Origin of the sequence: Photobacterium aquae (assembly GCF_001029445.1) — a bacterium.
In the GTDB taxonomy this organism is placed as follows: Bacteria; Pseudomonadota; Gammaproteobacteria; order Enterobacterales; family Vibrionaceae; genus Photobacterium; species Photobacterium aquae.
The window spans coordinates 1-17353 of record NZ_LDOT01000032.1; the positions used below are offsets into that span (position 1 = coordinate 1).

Here is a 17353-nt window from a genome sequence, read left to right on the forward strand (position 1 = left end):
GAGGTGGTTGCCGGGGCCGAAGCGGTACAGTCTGGGAACGCGGTAGACGAGGTGGCCAATGAAATAGCATTTACTTCTGAACGAGTAAAATCAGTTTATATGTATCTATTGAGTAAATATCCAGTTAATGCTCAACAAGCAATAGTTATTAACTATCGAGATACAGGATTACTAAGTGATTTGGCTTCTGAGTTAGAAATGAACACTTTTGAGTTAAGTAAAATTCTAATGAGTGAAAAGAAATTATTTACAGGGAATGAAAATGAGTGATCCAAAGAAATATGAATACCCATATAGAACAAACCATGAATGCCATTTGGTTTTTATATGGTTCTTTCTAGGTTTGACATCGCTATATATACAATTTATTGATGATAAGTTACCCCAGAGGCCATATCAAATATTTTCATTATTCTGCTTTGGCATTGGAGTTTGGTTTTCATTTAAAGCAATAGAATTGTTTATTAGCAAAAAAAGGTTAAAAGGATATCCTTTATGCTTTCTTGAACCAAATTGCAAAGAAATTCTTAAAGCGAAAAAAAACAACATAAAGAATAAAGAAATTTGGCTAGGCTGGGGTAACGAGTGGACTCAAAAAGAAACCCAATTGATTTATGAGTTATCCAAAAGAAGTATGGTTGATATTCTTGGTGAATCTGACCTTGAGACAGAAAAGGGGCAAGGATTCATTCATGGCGTTTTAGAAAGAGAAAAAGAGATTAAGTTTCCAATTAGTTTGATGAATGGGCATACATTGATAACAGGTGCTTCTGGTAGTGGAAAAACGCGTATATTTGACCTAATAATTAGTCAATTAATTGAGCGTGGTGAAACGTGTATATTGTATGATCCTAAAAATGACCATGATATTAAAGAACTATGTAAAAAAACATTGGAATCATTAGGCCGAAGTGAAGATTTTTTGTTTTTAAATCCATCGTACCCAAGAGAATCAATTAGAATCAATCCGCTTAAAACATTCGGAAAGTCTTCTGAAATATCTAATCGTGTGGTTGCCAATATTGATTCAGGGGGAGATAGATATTATGTCGATTTATGTTTTACAGTTGTGCAAAGTATTGTTGATGCAATGCATATTATCGGAGAGCAAGTATCTCTCGTTCGTATAAAATATTATTTTAGTAATTATGAAACATTGATTGAGAAAACAATCTGCGAATGGATGACACTTAAGAGAGTTGATTGGCGTAAAGATTTTATTTCAACTTTAGAAAAGTTAAAAGATCCAGCATTACGTGCGGCTTGCTGTATTAGCTATTATGAGAAAAAGGTAGAAAAAAAACATCCATCATCTGAAATACAACTACTAATAGATTTTCTAACTACAAAAAGAAAAGCATTTGAAAACAGTACGGGGTCATTAACTGCTGCTCTAACTAAATTAACAATTGGTGAAATGGCAGAGTTATTATCACCAAGTGATCTTAATGATCATAGACCGATGTATGATATTGAGACAATTATTACTAATAAAAAGGTATTGTTTGTTGGTAGTGCAAGTTTGGCAGATAGAATTACATCGAGTGCAATAACAAAAATGTTCTTAGCAGAATTAGCTTGTATTGCATCTAATCGATATGACTACAAAATTATGAAAGAGGAACTTGGGTATATAAATATTTTTGTCGATGAAGCGAGTGAGGTTGTATGTGAATCGTTGTTGCAACTAGTCAATAAATCTCGCGGGGCAAAATTTCGAATTTTTATTGCAACACAAGGTATATCAGACTTTATAGCTGAAATGGGTGATGAGGCAATGTCTAATCAATTTCTTTCATCGTTGAATAATGTTATATCGACACGTAGTTTTGATAAACCTTCTCAAGAAAAAATTGTAGCCGGGCAACCTACAACAAGAGTTAAATATATTGCACCTGCCCAAGTGAATACATCATCAGCAGCTGATCCGACAGCAATGGGGGGAAATGTTAGTGAAAGGATGGTTGAAGAAGAAGTTGAATTATTTTCAATTAAACTTATGGCAAAGCTACCTGATTGTGAATATGTTGCTCAATTTGCCGATGGAAAATTGATTAAGGGGAGAGTCCCAATACAAGCTAAAAAGAGAGAAGCATGATGTTAAAAAATCAAAAAAATGTAATTTTAATTATGATCATTTTGGCTTTTCAGGTTATAACATTGCTAACGTTTGTTGATGAAGAACTCATGGCGAAGATCATCGCTGATGAAGTTTCTTATATGGATGAGTATTACACGGAAGATTTAACAAATAAAATCCTAAACGATGGGAATGATCTATACACACGATTGATTGTAGAAACAGGTGTTGAGTTTGAAATATATAATGCTCTAATTCCAGATGAATATTTGAGAACGGGCCAAATTCAAGATGACCAATTAGCAACGAATATTTTTGGATACTCATATGATCGAATTTCATCTTTTTTTGAATCTATACGGTTTTCAATGATCCGAATGTATTCAATAGCTTCATGGGGAAAATTAATGATAATGATGATAATCGGATTTGTTTTAACTGGTTATAAACTTAGGCAGATAAAAAAGACGAATTTCGACTATACATCACCTCTAAGACAAGAATATGCCCAACGGTTAACAGTGTTCATGCCTGTGATAGTTTGGTTGGTGATTTGGTGTCCATTAGCGATATCGCCATTTTTTTATCCATTAATGGGATTTATTCTTGCGTTATCTTTAAGTTTGTTTATCTCTAATACTGCTAAAAAAGTCTAATATTAATTTTTAAAGTTTATATATTAAATATCAAGTGGTATATTAAGACATCCATATAGGCTTCTAGGTTTGCGCTTATCAATTAATGATAAGTGCAATTCCTTTTTTATTAATTATATCCGAGATTACTTATGAATGAAGATATTGATATACCAGATATGATTGAAGAACCAAGCCATATACTGTTTTGGCAGTGGGATGTGATTTTGCCAATAGGTGTGTTTGTTATGATCGGTATTTTATTTAATTTCGCTTTTACCGGGTTAATCATGGGAGTGTTGATGTCACGACAATACTGTAAGATTAGAGATAATAAGCCGAAGGGGTATTTTTCACATTGGATATATTCATTAGGTTTTATGACTGAATCTGAGAAAATGAAATCGGTTGTAAATCCTAACATTAATAGGTTTGACTAATAATTTTAATGGATGAAAAATGAACATAAACATGTTTAATTTTGACCTCAAAAAACTGAGGTTAACTACAATAATTCAACTTTCGATAATTTCTGTTCTTTGTATTAGTAATATAATGTTGGTTTCGTCAGTGGTAAGTAAGAGGGAAACGATCCTTCAATCACCTCTTTCATTATGTAAAGGTGCAAAATTTACAGATTTTAGTATGGATGAAGGATCTCATAAATTATTTGGTTATACATTGGCTACAGTTTTGGGAAATGTTAATCCATCAAATGTTGATTACGTCAGAAACTCTATACTTTCATATGCAAATTCAAGTGTTTATAATAAAGTCAATGAAATCATATCATTACAGCTTGATAAGATAAAAACTGATGAAGTTGTTATGACATATCATCCAGATAATATTATTTTTGAGGATGGAAAAGTGTTTATAACGGGCCTTCAAACGATAGAGGGTTTAACAGGTAAAAAACGTCGAGAGTTACGAACCTATGAATTTATTTTCAAGGTTAATAATTATCAAACATCTTTTGTGTATATCAATACCTATCAAGGGAAAGCACATACTATTAAATGGAATGAAGCATATGAACAAAAAAATAAGTAAATTAACAGTGGCAGCTTTTGCTATATTATTGATTGCTCCCGCATCAGGTACTAAATTGGCTAGTGCCAGTTTTGATTCTTCATCGAATGAAAAAGCTGTCTATTCAAAACAAATAAAACAAGTAGTGAGAGGGGAAACCGTTCGTGCTTATATATCAGATCGACACATAAATAGAATTATTACGCCTTTTAAATCACCTAGTGTTAAAGGTGATAGCATCAAGGGAGTAACAATAAATAAAATAGATAATGTCTTATATGTAAGCACAAATCAAAAACAACCAATAGGCATGTTTATTACAGAGAATGGTGATGAATTATCAGCTGTAAAACTGCTTTTAGTTCCAGAAGAAATGTCGTCCCAAGAAATAAATCTTAATGGCTTACCACAAATTTACTCATCAGTAGCAGCAAAACAGTTCGAAAAATCTCATCCACATATTGATCTTATTAAGTTAGTTAATAAATCACTAGCATTAGGTGAGGTGCCAAAAGGGTATGTGCAATCGTCACCAAATGCCTATTATTTCCCTACATGTTATCAGGAAGGACTGTCATTTGATTTTTCAAGAGGCCAGTTTTTTGAAGGGGGGGATATGGTTGTTTCCATTGGGGTTATTAGTAACAAATCTCCAATCAATATTGAGTTTAAGGAGAACTCTTGTAGCTATAACAATAATGGAACAATAAATAAAAATATTGTATCTGTTAGTGCGTTCCCGAATGTTTATTTGCGACCTAGCCAAAAGACAGAAGTTTTTGTTATGCAATTAAAACATGAATTTAGGGAAAAATCCCGGCAGCGAGAGAAATTGGTGAATTAAATGTTTAAAATCAAAGAGCAATTATATTCTAGATTATCACCCAAACAAATATCATGGCTAACTTGTGGGGGATTTGTATTTGGTCTTTTTATTATAATTCTGATCACTACACCAGAAGATAAAGCCAAAGAAGATAATCATTCAAAGTATGGTGAAATTGAAAATATCCTCATCAATGAAAACACCAGAAAATATTCACTTCAAGCCATGCAAGATAACTATCGCTCTATGCAAAGGAGTCAATTAGAGTTAGAGAAAGAGAATGAAAAACTAAGAAATGAATATAATGGGATGAAGGAGAAAATAATATCCTCAGCTGTTCTTACAGATGAGGTCAAAAGATTGAAAAAGGAACTTAGTGAACTTACGGCCAGTGTTAATAAAAGTGATAATGAGGAAGCACTGCGCATAGCAAAAAGTGTAGGCCATATTTTAAATGAGGCTAATATAGCAAGCGAGCTTGATATCTCATCAATTTTACCTGTTGAAAGCCATGTTGAGCGTGAGGTTTCAGAATTAAAGAAAACACCTCCTGCACCCAAAGTAAGTAATCAAAATGAAAATAAAACTTTCATTTACACAAGGCCAACAAAAATTGCCAACAACACCGATGATACCTTAATAAAGCCATCGGAAAATGATCCTGTGTATGAGATCAAAAGTAATTCAGAATTACCATCTATCAGTCGTTCATATAGAGGGACTATTACTGATGCACGGACAGAGCAGATGATGATAGTAATTGAGGACGAGAAGGTAAAATCACCGCCATATTCGTTAACACTGCCAACAGGAACAATAATGAGTGGCGTGTTATTAACGGGGGTGAATGTGCCGACTTCGCAATCTGCGTTTGATAATCCGATGCCCGTTTTATTCAGAATAAAAAATGAGGCAATTATGCCTAATTTTAATTCTGAAACTCGTATTGAAGAATGTTTTGGTACTCTTGGTGGTTATGGTGATCTGTCGTCAAGACGTGCGTATTTTAGGGGGAATACGTTGTCTTGTATTACCGAGGACAAAATTGCTATCGATCTACCATTAGAAGGATATGTGGTTGGTGAAGATGGAAAAGCGGGGTTGCATGGTCGTCTAGTTTCCAAAAGCCAAGAGGTCTTAATTAACTCGATGCTATCTGGGGCAGGAAGCGGTTTAGCCAGTGCGTTTAACGTTTCTCCTGTGCCAGTAATTTCAACGGACTCCACAGGCAAACAACAATACGATTCAGTGTTTAGCCCTGATGCGTTACAAGGTGGAGCAGCTAAGGGCGCTAGTCAAGCATTTGAGAAATTGGCTGATTATTGGATGAAACTCGCAGATGCACAACATCCTGTCATTGAAATTGGTGCAATGCGTGAAATCGATTTTGTCTTAACTCGTGGGATTTCAACAAATGATGCTAAATAAGTATTTTATACATTCAGTTCTATTATTATCTTTAAGTGGTTGTAGTTCTTTTGGTGAGAGTAACTTTACGTGTGGTGACTCATCAGAATCAGGAGCTTGTGGTTCAACAAGAGATATTTATTATGCGACACAAGGAAGTATCGAAAGTAAGGGGAAAGTTACAGTTTTTAAAAATGGTGAACCATATATTTATGATGTTAAAACGGGACATTTGACTGATGGCGAATTAAACCCTATTCATGAGAATAATGACGATGGCTTAATTCTTGAAAAGAAAGAAAATAATCTGGAGATTAAGTATCCTACATTATATACTTATTCTGCTGATGGTATTCCTATTCGCACCCCTACTGTTGTTCAAAGAATTTGGTACGCGCCTTGGCGCGATAAAGACGATGATTTACATATGAGTGGTTTAATTTATACGGAGATTGTTTCTAGTAAGTGGGAACTAACGAATGTTAATGAACACAAAAGAAAAAACATTACCTTAATCAAACCATTAAAATCACCATCTAAGATCAAAAAGAAACAGTAATAAATATTATTTGGAGATAAACAATGACATTTTTAGTTTGTAAAATTCCTCAGTTTAAATTTACTGAGAAACAAATAGACATTCTATATAAAACTTTTTTCTTTATTTCGTTGTGCCTAGTTTTTGTATTACTTAATGATGCTTGGGCAACAGGGGGAGCTGGCGGTGGTTCTGGTGCAGGGACAGAAGGTGCAGGAATCCTGAACCATGTTAAAGGTTGGATGCAGGGTAACTATGGTAAGGCAATAGCTCTTGCGTTCGTGGTTGTTGGCCTTCTAGCGTCTATTAAAAGTTTTACTCTTTGGGCGTTTGTTATTGGATTGGGGGCTGCATTAGGTATTGTTTATACACCTGATATGATTGACGAAGTATTTACAGCCACTTTGCCTTTATTGTGATGTTATAAGGACACCTAATGTTAAAATTTGCATTTGGTGTCCTTGCTCTTTGTTTTACATGGAGCAATGACGCCTTAGCCAGCGAAGATGCTGGCATTTTTTTTAATCAAATAAAAAATACCAAAAATACATTTTCTTTACCTGATTCAAAGGTGCTAGTTTCAACAGTTAAAAATGAGCAAGTTGTAATACTGGATAACCAAAGATATGTTGTTAAAGGGAAGCTATATGATTTATGGAGTAAGTCAGAAGTAAATTCAAAGGATGACATAGATAAAAACAAAGACTTTTTCCCTTTTTCACAATTAAAACTAAACGCAGCAAAATTACTAGATAATAAAGTCAAAAATGCTGATTATGCGGTATTTATTGACCCCTTAAATAATCCTAATGAAACATATAAAAAGGTTAAAAATAAATTATTGGGCCAAAAAAAAATTCAACTAATTTACACTGTTGATGTAAAATCTCTTAATGATGAAAAGTTGAAACGTTTTTTTGGTTTTTCTTGTTTAATTGATAAGTTGGATTTCACTCTTGAAAATCCATTTCCAGATAATGTAATTCCCCACGATAGTCCGTGTGATGATCGTATCTATAACACGACTGGAATATCGATGTTATTGAATATAACTCCACCACTGATTATAGATCTATCGAAGGACAAAATTATTAATTTATAAGGATGAGATTATTATGATTTATAAATTCAAAAAAAATCATTCTAGTTCGGCAATGCTCTTTCGTCCAATAGCTTATGATGAAAATCACCATTTGTTTATCTGTGATGATAACACCGCAGCAATGTCATTTATTTGTACACCACTCTGTGGGCGGAATGTTGATGTTGTTGAGAGTCTTGGGATGATGATGAACGATTATTACCCTGAAAATACAATGCTCTCATTTTCATTAGTTCCTAGTACCGATATAAAACAAGCACTTACTGCTTACGATAATATTAGACGTTTCCAAGAAGATTCTCTATCAAAACGCGTACATGACTCTGTGCTAGGATTTTATTGGGATGGGACTAATAAATATATTGAAGACGATCAATTTACTAGAGTTAAGGATTATGTGGTAGTTGTCACTGCAAAAATTCCAGTGTCAAACATGGAACTAAGTTCTGATGAAATAGAAACATTTAAAAAAATACAGCGAACTATTTTATCAAGGTTGAATAGAGCAACGCTAAATCCAGTTAAAATGACTAGCAAGATGCTAGTTAATTTGATGAATATGTTGTTACAAAAAAAATTCGATGCAGAATGGCGAACTCTACCTCAAATCGAACCTGATGATAGTCGTGAACTTAATACGCAATTTCTACAGTACAATGTTCCAGTTATACCAAAAGATGACGGCCTTCTTCTTGGTGAGCCAGATGATAATCCAATACATGTTAAAATGTTGACAGCGAGAAATCTTCCTAAAAAATCACATGTCGGTAAATCTTGGCTATGGTATGGCGATCCATTTGAAGGGCATGGACATATAACGACTCCATTCTTAATAACTTTAAATATTCAATTTCCCAATAATCAAAAGAAAAAAGATGAGGCTGATACAAAATACAAATACTACACTCAACTAGTTCAAAAGAGAGTCCATAATTTCGCACCTAAAGTAGAAACAATCAAAAAAGATCTCGATGCATACATACGAGAGCTGGTTAAATATCGGGCCATAAAAATTTCTCTATCTGCTGCTATATTTGGTAGTACAGAAGATGAAGCAGAATCTGCAATAGGCCATTTAGATTCATACATGAAAGTACAGGGTGTGATTATGAGTCGTGAAACTCGATATTCGATCCCAAGCTTTGTTAACATGTTACCGATGGGGGCTGATTCTGGTGCTGTAATATTTTCACAACGTTATTTCACAATGGCATCTAGGCAAGTATTGCCTTTGCTTCCAATTTTTGCAGACTGGAAGGGAACAGGAACGCCAGCTCTGTTTTTTGTGTCTCGAACAGGGCAACTGATGACGTTCAGTTTGTTTGATAATCCAACAAACTATAATACGGTGATATATGCTGAATCAGGAGCGGGTAAATCAGTTCTCGGTAATGAGTTAATACGTTCATATTTAACGATGGGGGCTAAAATATGGGCCGTTGATGCTGGTGAGAGTTATAAAAAGCAATCCTTAGCATTTAACGGGAATTTTGTATCCTTTGATAGTGATACCGATTTTTCTCTTAATCCTTTTACAATGATCGATCCTGATGATCCCAACGCATTTGATGAGTCAGTTGAGACACTAACTAAGTTATTAACGATCATGGCATTCAAAAATGGAAATATCACTGATTATCAGGAGGAAAGTTTAACTAAGATTCTATATGAACTTTGGACAGAAAAATCTACGTCCATGACTATTGATGATGTGGCAGAACTATGTAAAGAGAATGATGACAAACAAATTAGAGAGCTAGGGCATCAGTTATTTAGATTCACATCAGGCGGGCCATTTGGTAAGTATTTTAATAAGCCGCATAACGTTTCATTTAAAGGTAATTTCAACGTTCTTGAACTTGATGGGTTATCTAAGAATGAATCATTACAGTCAGTAGTTCTTTATCTTCTCGTTGTACAAATTCAGCAAGAAATGTATGTAGAATACAAAAAAAATCGTGATATACCACGAATAGTTTTGATTGATGAAGCATGGCAATTACTCGGTAGTAGTGAAACTGTTACTAAATTCATGGAGCTAACAGCTCGTAGGGCGAGAAAATACAATGGTGCTTTGGTTATCATTACGCAATCAATTAACGATTTACAAAAGACAGAGTCTGGCCGGGCTATTGCTGAAAACGCAGCTAATAGTCTCATATTAAAACAAAAGATATCCACTTTGCAGGAGGCTGAGGAAAAGAATACAATGTCATTACCTGAATCTGGTTATCAATTATTACGTAAAGTAGTAACTGTTACTGGAAAATATTCTGAAGTATTCTTTAATACAGGTGCAGGTATGGGGATAGGAAGATTGATTCTCGATCCTGCTAGGCTTTTGATGTATTCAACTCATTCGAAAGATAACTCAGCAATAGATAAATATTTACGAAAAAATTATGATATCCCAACGTCATTGATTAAGGTAATGGAAGAAAGAGGTATTAATGAACAATACACTCGGCCTTCATTTATGGATTTTTTACCTAACAAAACTCGTTCTGATTTCAATTTTAATTTGTGTTTTGATAAAGGTAACTTTGATGATAATGCAGATGATATCGATTCGCTGATCTTCGATGGTGTTCGTGAAGAATATCAATCACATAATTCTATTTAATCAGTATAGGCTGTTCTATTTGTTTAGCTGCTAAATAATTTTAATGTGGCCTCATTGGAGGCCATTTTTGTGGTTAAAAGGTATTTATGAAACATCAGCATCCATTATTATTTCCAATCAAACTTATATGGGTTGGTATATTTATTTTTGCATTGTTGCATTATATTTTAGAATCGGTTTCTTTTGTCTTCGATTTTCAAGAAGATAAATGCATACCTGAATATTCAGTTTATCTTGTTTTAAAAAAACAACGTAATGTAAAAAAAGGTGGAATATATTCATTTTATTTTTCAGGTAATAAATTCTATGGAAAGAATACAATATTTGGCAAGTATGTCATTGGTGTTGAAGGGGATAAGGTTTCCATTAGAAAAAACGGATTATTTATAAATGATGAACTTTATTCTAAATCTGAAAAGTATAAAGAAATTCATTTCGACAACCCTAGTGATATGTATAAAGATTTCATAATTAAAAAAGGGAGTTACTTTTTTGGGGCGAAATCTCAAAACTCATATGATTCAAGGTATTACGGAACAGTTGATAAAACACAAATTATAGGAAGGATGATCCCATTATGGTGAGAATAATAATATTTAGTATTTTGTTTGTTTTTAATACACAAGCTTTTGCTGACGATGATTTGTTTAAATCTTTATCAAAAGAATCAGACAATTATGTTTTGGATCATGATTTGTTACAGCAACTAAAAAAACCCATGCAGCACGGACAATTTGAAGAAGCTAAGTCATTTGGTCGTTCATTGGCATTTAGTCAGCAACAAAATTTTTCACCAATAAAGGATGAGTTAGAAATAAACAGTGATATTCATTATGAAGTGTTAATTTCTGATGAAATGGGACTGGAAAATATACGGGCAATATTGAGCCAGATAGCATCGTCAGGGTATCCAGTTACTTTTTATATCAAAGGTATGTTACCGACAGAAAAAACGCTTAATGATGTATTCAAGCGTTCTTTTTCCTATGTCCAAGGCATTGAACCTATACCTTCATTACAATTAGACCCTAATCGATTTGAAAACGTTTCATCTGTTCCTTTTACTCGGATGATAAAGGGAGATAATTTGCTCTTATCCGTGCATGGCGTGATTAATCCTCGCTGGTTGAATGAGCAGTATGATTCTGGGAAACGTGGTTATCAAGAGAAGCAAGGTGAAACCTTCCCTGTTACTGAAATTTCACCAACTGTTGTTGCAATGGAACGAGCGAAGTCACTTGATGCTGAGTCGATAATAGCCCGCGCGAAGGACAATTACTGGCGGAAAATTGAATTTGAGTATGTACCAAATGCTTATAAGACACAGCAACGCACATTTATACCTGAAATTATTATACCTAGTAGTATTACCACACCTGACGGCAAAGTTGTTGCCGCTGCTGGAAAAACACTAAATTTGTTAGAAACTATTCCGTTTACTCGACAATTGATAGTGTTTGATGCAACAGACCCTCGGCAAATTGAATTTGTGAAAAACATCGAAGATCACCGTTCTGCCAATACTGTATTGATTAGTACCAAATTCAATCGTGAGCGGAAATGGGAGGCTATTAATGATGTTGAAGCTGAACTGCAAAACTCTGTTTATCAACTGAATAACGATCTTATTAAAGGTTTTGATATACAGGTCGTCCCATGCATCATAACGGCAGATAATGACAATAAATTCTTTTCGATTCAAGAGTTTGATGTGAGGGACTTAAATGAACATCATAAATAAAATAGCTGTAATAGCATGTTCGATCATGTTGATTTTAGCATTTTCGACAGTCAGAGCTAATGAGGGGGTTGAAAATGGAGGGGGAAGCGAAACATCACCAATTGGTTCTTGCCAAACGGGCAATCTACTGTCAGCTAACCTAATAAACGATGTTCCTTGGTCTGCAATGTATCCGATTAAGTTAGCTGGAATTCAAATTAGTCCAAATGGAGATAAACCGGACTATGCCAGTAATAAACGAGCATGTGCTTGCCAAGATGACTTAGGCATTTATGTGCCCGGGCTTGTTCAGAGTATGTGGGAGCCTGCGAGACTTGTCGAACTAGTTAGGCAGCCGAACTGTTTTATTTCAATGAATGGGGCTGAAATAGAGCTAACGAGTGGGCGTAAAAGAGGAAAGGTTGGGCATTCTTCACATGGCCGCGAAGATAAGCGAAATCAAACGGGTTTTTGGCATTACCACTATTATTCATATCCGCTATTGCTCATGCTGGAAATGATAGTTCCTAATCGATGTTCTGACGGGCAAATGGGTATGGATCTTCTATATTTATCAGAATTAGATGCAACGTGGAACGATCCCGAGTTATCATTTTTTACTACACCAGAAGCTGCCATTTTTTCAAATCCTATCGCTCTGGCGGCTTGCATTACCGATGCTGCATCCTCGACAGCAGGAAATCCGATGGAGTCATTGTATTGGTGTGCTGGAGCGTGGGGATCTCTATATCCATTCACAGGATATACGACTAATAATGGTTCTATAGCAACTAAAACATCTTTGTTAGCAACTCGTGCTGTTGCGGCCCTACACCGAAGAATGCTGGCATTTAAAACAGCAGGCAATGAGGCTCTATGTGATAGCGAACTGTATCCGACTATTCCAAAGCAACAATACAAAATGAATATGATGTATCCGGTTGCTGAATCACAAGGAACACACAATATTGGAGAATCCACGTTTACTTGGGGGGAATGGCGTAACATTCCATCTCGTGAAGATTCTGTCTATATGTTGTGGCGATGGAATGATTGTTGTATGACTTATTATTGATGATAGGGATGTTTTAGATGAAAATTTTCACACAACGTTTGATTAGTTATCTATTGATCATTACCACTCAATCAATGTATTCAACTTATGCTTTTAGTTTTCAGGCGAGTGTTTCAGAGGATGAGTCAGAAGTATTCGATCATTATGTGAATGAAGCTAGTAAATATGCTAAGGAATTGCGTTCGAAAGTATCCATACCTATTGTAGATAATGAAGGTAATATTTCAGTAAATGGTGAACAGTTAATGACTGTTGATGAAATTACTGGCGTGAAAGATAGTGACTCAATGCCTGTTGATATAGATGGAACATATGGAAATGATGCGGCAATAATAAAGGCTGGGGAAGATGCCAATCGCTATTATCAGCATGGTATTGATGGAGATGGCAATAAAATTAATAATCCATCATATGATGCGTATAATTTTTTGCATGATTCATTTGGGAAACAAAAACCTAATTTAGATAACGATCCTATCTGGGATGTGACGGATAATGTATTTAATAATTTGGAAGAAATATCAGAGAGTTTTTCAAAATGTAAAATTAGCACTGAATTTCTACCAAATGGAGACAAGCCGATCCATGTGCCCAAACTGGAATATTGTGAAAGAGTATTAGCGATTGAAGACAGTTTTACTGTTTCACATGACTATGATGTTGGAGTGTTAAGGCATCATAGTGGGCCTGTTAATATGTTATCGTGTGGAGAGGGGTGTGTTAAAGCGTGGATAGGAACAGTTGGTGATGACTATTTTGGTGGAAGGTGCAAGATTTATGAAGAAGAAATGTCTATTGAAGTTTTACGGCCAGATGCAATAAGTAAAGTTACACTAGAATACTCAAAATTCGATGATTATCATCAAGTATGGATAAATGATAGCCGGGTCTATAATGGCCCTAATGAAAATTTTCCACCTGAAACCGATGGGCCATGTGAGTTGGGAACATCATGGCAAAAAAGACCCAATATTGATCTAACTAGATTTTTTAGAGATTCCAAACCTAACAGTCAAATTCCTATAAAAACCAGAACATCTGTTACTGGGGGGGGAGAAGGGTATTCTCGCTTACAAATAAATTTTGATCCAAAATCTATTGTTGCCAATGATGTATGGTTGCCAAAAAGTGATATGGATAAAGCACTAGATATTATACAGCAATCAGATGATGGAATATGTAAAGCATCGATTCAATGTTTAGATATGCCTGCATTGGATGTGAATGGTTGTACAACGATTAATGGACATCAAGTATGTGAATCAAACTTTAAGCCATCCCCATTTCCAAATATCAGTCCGATGTGTCGAAAGATGTCTGTGACATCTAGTTGTAAATCACCTGATACTGAAATTTGTTGGGAGAACCTATCTGGTGAAACTGTATGTTATGACAATGACAATGTTGCCGAACAGAATACTTGCCAGCCATATGAATCGAATGTGTTTCCGAATAAGCCTGACAAAAAATGTTCATTTGTAAAGAGTGAATGTATGGATGGTGGAATGTCAAATTCTGGTACATGTTACATATACGAAGATACTTATGACTGTGGTTTTACTGTTGGAGATACAGGTGGTGATAATGTTGAAATTATTGACTGTGATGGTGAATTACGCTGCGTTGGTGAGGATTGTATAACCGCTGAAAAAGACGGAGCTAATAAAGATTTTGGGCAAGTTGTCGGTTATCTAGAAATGCTCAAATATGCTAAGGCAGATATGCAGTGTGAAAATGTACCTGAATCTCCATATCAACCTGAGTCACCGCCTGATGAATATTATCCTATTCCTGTATGTAAAGATGGTTTTCTTTATGATGTATTGACAGATAAGTGTTTACAAAAAAAATCATGTGAATTTGATAATAGTAACTTTTATTCTGTTGACTTACGTTCTGGTATCGAAGTGAAAGCAAGAGGCAATGTTATAGCTGATAGTGATGATGTAAGAGAATGTTCGCCCATAGAAAATGGTGATGTGATTTATACTTGTGGTACAGAAAAAAAACGAGAATCAACAAAAATAGATCATGAAATATGTACGAATATCTATGATCACAAAACAGAAATAGGCTGTCCAGATAAGGGTCATGCTGTTCATCCGGCTAACGGATTATGTAATGTACTACCTGTGTATCAATGTGAGTCTGGTTCGGCATTGGTAGATAAAGGTGGGAACAAATTTGATGACAGTAATTATACGTGTGAAAAAATAACAGAGAAACCCGCAAATGGATTTTGCCCGAATGGAACACAGCTCGTGGGAGACAGTTGTATTGGATTTGTCGAACCTTTGAAAGTATGCAAAGAAGGTGTGATAAATAATGATGGTGTTTGTGAGGTTTCTAAAAATCAATGTAAATTTGATAGAGATTCTTCCTATTTTTCAACAACCACAGACTCTGTTTTTACCAATGGTGATGTGTGGAAGATCAATAATAAATGCCTAGAGGTTGCAGGTGAAAGCCCAGAGCATGAAATTTATATGGGCTACTTTTGTGGGAATAATGGTGTAGATCTCAGACCTCAATATGGTGTTGTTGGGAAAGGTAAATTACGACGTCACAAAAAAACAGATAGATGCAACAATATTATATTTGATAAGTATTATGAGAATGGAAAAGAGAGTAATGTTTTTTCAGGATTAAAAAGTGAAGTTATCCCAAAAATTTGTCTTGGAGGGGAGGACACTAAGTTCTATGAGATATGCACAAAAGAACTTTCTTATATACCTGCAATTAGTGAATGCCCTGATGGCTCTGTTTTAGAAGGCGATAAGTGTAAAATAATTTCAGAACCTAATTTTGGTTGTGATAATGGAACATATAATCCAGAGAATCAGACTTGTGAGGAAAAAGCATATTCAGATCCAATAAAGAAATGCCCGGCTACTTATCCTAAATGGGATAAAGTGACAAATACCTGTAAAAAGGCTGATTTGTCGCTAGATGAATATTTCCCCAAACCGAGTAACTTTTTATCTCTACCTAAACGTATGAGGATGTTTGATCAGTCATGGGCCAAAGATGGATTAGATGATAATGCTTCTAATAAAGAGAAAGAGGATTTAACTGCTAAAGAAAAAATTTATGCTCATGCATTATTAAAGATTGATGGTTTAAATAGTTTATCTGGTGAGCTGTCTGAAAATGAAAAAATGGAATTTAATAATATAAAGCGGCACATGGTAAATGATTTCTTAGTCAATTCGAATCCTAATGTATATAAGCATTCCGTTTCTGATAAGTCTGGAGGGACTGGAGACGTAAATTGCCAGATATTTGGGGCAGAAGCTGCGTATTGTAAAAAAGCAATGGGTGGCGTACAGGATTGCTGTACTAGCCCATCATCAATATCGTTGGGTGATTATATTAAAATGACTAATACAATGATTCAACTGGATGGTATGACGGCAGAGCTTGAGTTAATAGGTGACTATACGGGGGTATGGAAACCTGCTCAAGAGTACGCTGGTGAGGTGATGGATAATGTGCTATCGACGATTAATGAGACATTGTTTAGCTCATCTAAAGATGTTGCTGTTGGAACGGCCACTGACACTATTTCAATGGAGGTTTTCAAAGAGAAAGCAATGCAAGCAACGTTTGATTTTATGACTGATATGTTTGGTGAGCAGGTTGCAGGCTTATTTTTTAATAATGCAGGTGGAAGCCTTGAGTTATCGAGCGGTATGCAATCAGCGGCTACCGTTATGATGTATGTATATTATGCTTATCTGGTGTACGTCATTGTTAATCTCCTTATCGATATAATATGGGAGTGTTCGGAAGATGAATTTAGTTTAGCAATGAAGCGAGATCTTCTATCAACGCATAGTATTGGCTCTTATTGTGCTAATGAAGCATTAGGGCTATGTATTGAAAAACGTGAGGTTCATTGTGTATTTAATTCACCAGTATCTCGAATCATGATGGAGCAAATTTACCGTCAACCTCAAATGCAAGCAAGAGGTTATTCATGGGGCACACCTGAAAATCCAGTATGTAGAGGGATATGGACGGAAGATTTACAGTATGTTGATTTTGATAAAATAAACATGGATGAGTGGGTGGCAATACTGAAAGAAACAGATAACTTTCCAGACAAAAGTAACATTAATACTGAATCACTTACGGGGATTGATAACTTCTTAAATGTAAATAAAGATGATCCACGATTAAATATCGAAGAAAGAACGCGTGAAAAAATGACAAAAGAAGACGGTAGTATGATGGACGGAGATAAATTATTACGGGATTCATATGAGCATAAATGGCAAAGTTTACAATAATTGACAACTCAACCCCCGTTATA

General features: G+C 35.1%; 15 protein-coding genes. All 15 read left to right on the forward strand.

The window, feature by feature from the left end; translation table 11 throughout:
* Positions 1-270: hypothetical protein (locus ABT56_RS24260; protein WP_047880441.1), on the forward strand; the 270-nt coding region annotated here is incomplete at its 5' end.
* Positions 263-2098, forward strand: coding sequence for a conjugative transfer system coupling protein TraD (gene traD / locus ABT56_RS18725; RefSeq protein ID WP_169753947.1), 1836 nt, complete (start codon positions 263-265; stop codon positions 2096-2098). The genes ABT56_RS24260 and traD, both read left to right, overlap by 8 nt.
* Positions 2095-2736 (forward strand): IncC plasmid conjugative DNA transfer DtrJ family protein, encoded by a 642-nt coding sequence (locus ABT56_RS18730; protein ID WP_047880443.1) that lies wholly within the window; start codon positions 2095-2097, stop codon positions 2734-2736. The genes traD and ABT56_RS18730 overlap by 4 nt, the downstream gene beginning before the upstream one ends.
* 131 nt (positions 2737-2867) lie before the next feature.
* Positions 2868-3155: a type IV conjugative transfer system protein TraL gene (traL, locus tag ABT56_RS18735; protein WP_047880444.1), complete on the forward strand. Its 288-nt coding sequence runs from the start codon at positions 2868-2870 to the stop codon at positions 3153-3155.
* 31 nt (positions 3156-3186) lie between these two features.
* On the forward strand, positions 3187-3768 hold the full coding sequence (locus ABT56_RS18740; protein ID WP_169753948.1) for a TraE/TraK family type IV conjugative transfer system protein: 582 nt from the start codon (positions 3187-3189) through the stop codon (positions 3766-3768).
* Positions 3749-4591, forward strand: coding sequence for a TraK domain-containing protein (locus ABT56_RS18745; protein ID WP_047880446.1), 843 nt, complete (start codon positions 3749-3751; stop codon positions 4589-4591). Before ABT56_RS18740 ends, ABT56_RS18745 begins: the two co-directional genes overlap by 20 nt.
* Complete coding sequence (locus ABT56_RS23365) at positions 4592-6001, forward strand: TraB/VirB10 family protein (protein ID WP_053062562.1); 1410 nt, start codon at positions 4592-4594, stop codon at positions 5999-6001. It abuts the gene before it with no gap.
* Positions 5988-6539: a type IV conjugative transfer system lipoprotein TraV gene (gene traV / locus ABT56_RS18755; protein ID WP_047880447.1), complete on the forward strand. Its 552-nt coding sequence runs from the start codon at positions 5988-5990 to the stop codon at positions 6537-6539. Before ABT56_RS23365 ends, traV begins: the two co-directional genes overlap by 14 nt.
* 23 nt (positions 6540-6562) lie before the next feature.
* On the forward strand, positions 6563-6937 hold the full coding sequence (gene traA, locus ABT56_RS18760; protein ID WP_053062563.1) for a TraA family conjugative transfer protein: 375 nt from the start codon (positions 6563-6565) through the stop codon (positions 6935-6937).
* A gap of 17 nt (positions 6938-6954) precedes the next feature.
* Positions 6955-7620 carry a hypothetical protein gene (locus tag ABT56_RS18765; RefSeq protein WP_047880448.1) on the forward strand — a complete coding sequence of 222 codons (666 nt, stop codon included), beginning with the start codon at positions 6955-6957 and terminating at the stop codon, positions 7618-7620.
* Positions 7621-7633: 13 nt separating this feature from the next.
* Positions 7634-10243: a type IV secretion system protein TraC gene (traC, locus tag ABT56_RS18770; protein ID WP_047880449.1), complete on the forward strand. Its 2610-nt coding sequence runs from the start codon at positions 7634-7636 to the stop codon at positions 10241-10243.
* An 86-nt stretch (positions 10244-10329) separates the two neighbouring features.
* Positions 10330-10827, forward strand: coding sequence for a signal peptidase I (lepB, locus tag ABT56_RS18775; RefSeq protein WP_047880450.1), 498 nt, complete (start codon positions 10330-10332; stop codon positions 10825-10827).
* Positions 10821-11984 carry a hypothetical protein gene (locus ABT56_RS18780; protein ID WP_047880451.1) on the forward strand — a complete coding sequence of 388 codons (1164 nt, stop codon included), beginning with the start codon at positions 10821-10823 and terminating at the stop codon, positions 11982-11984. The genes lepB and ABT56_RS18780 overlap by 7 nt, the downstream gene beginning before the upstream one ends.
* Complete coding sequence (locus ABT56_RS18785; protein WP_169753949.1) at positions 11968-13038, forward strand: TraU family protein; 1071 nt, start codon at positions 11968-11970, stop codon at positions 13036-13038. Before ABT56_RS18780 ends, ABT56_RS18785 begins: the two co-directional genes overlap by 17 nt.
* A gap of 17 nt (positions 13039-13055) precedes the next feature.
* Positions 13056-17330: a conjugal transfer protein TraN gene (gene traN, locus ABT56_RS18790; protein WP_047880452.1), complete on the forward strand. Its 4275-nt coding sequence runs from the start codon at positions 13056-13058 to the stop codon at positions 17328-17330.
* Positions 17331-17353 lie beyond the last annotated feature (23 nt).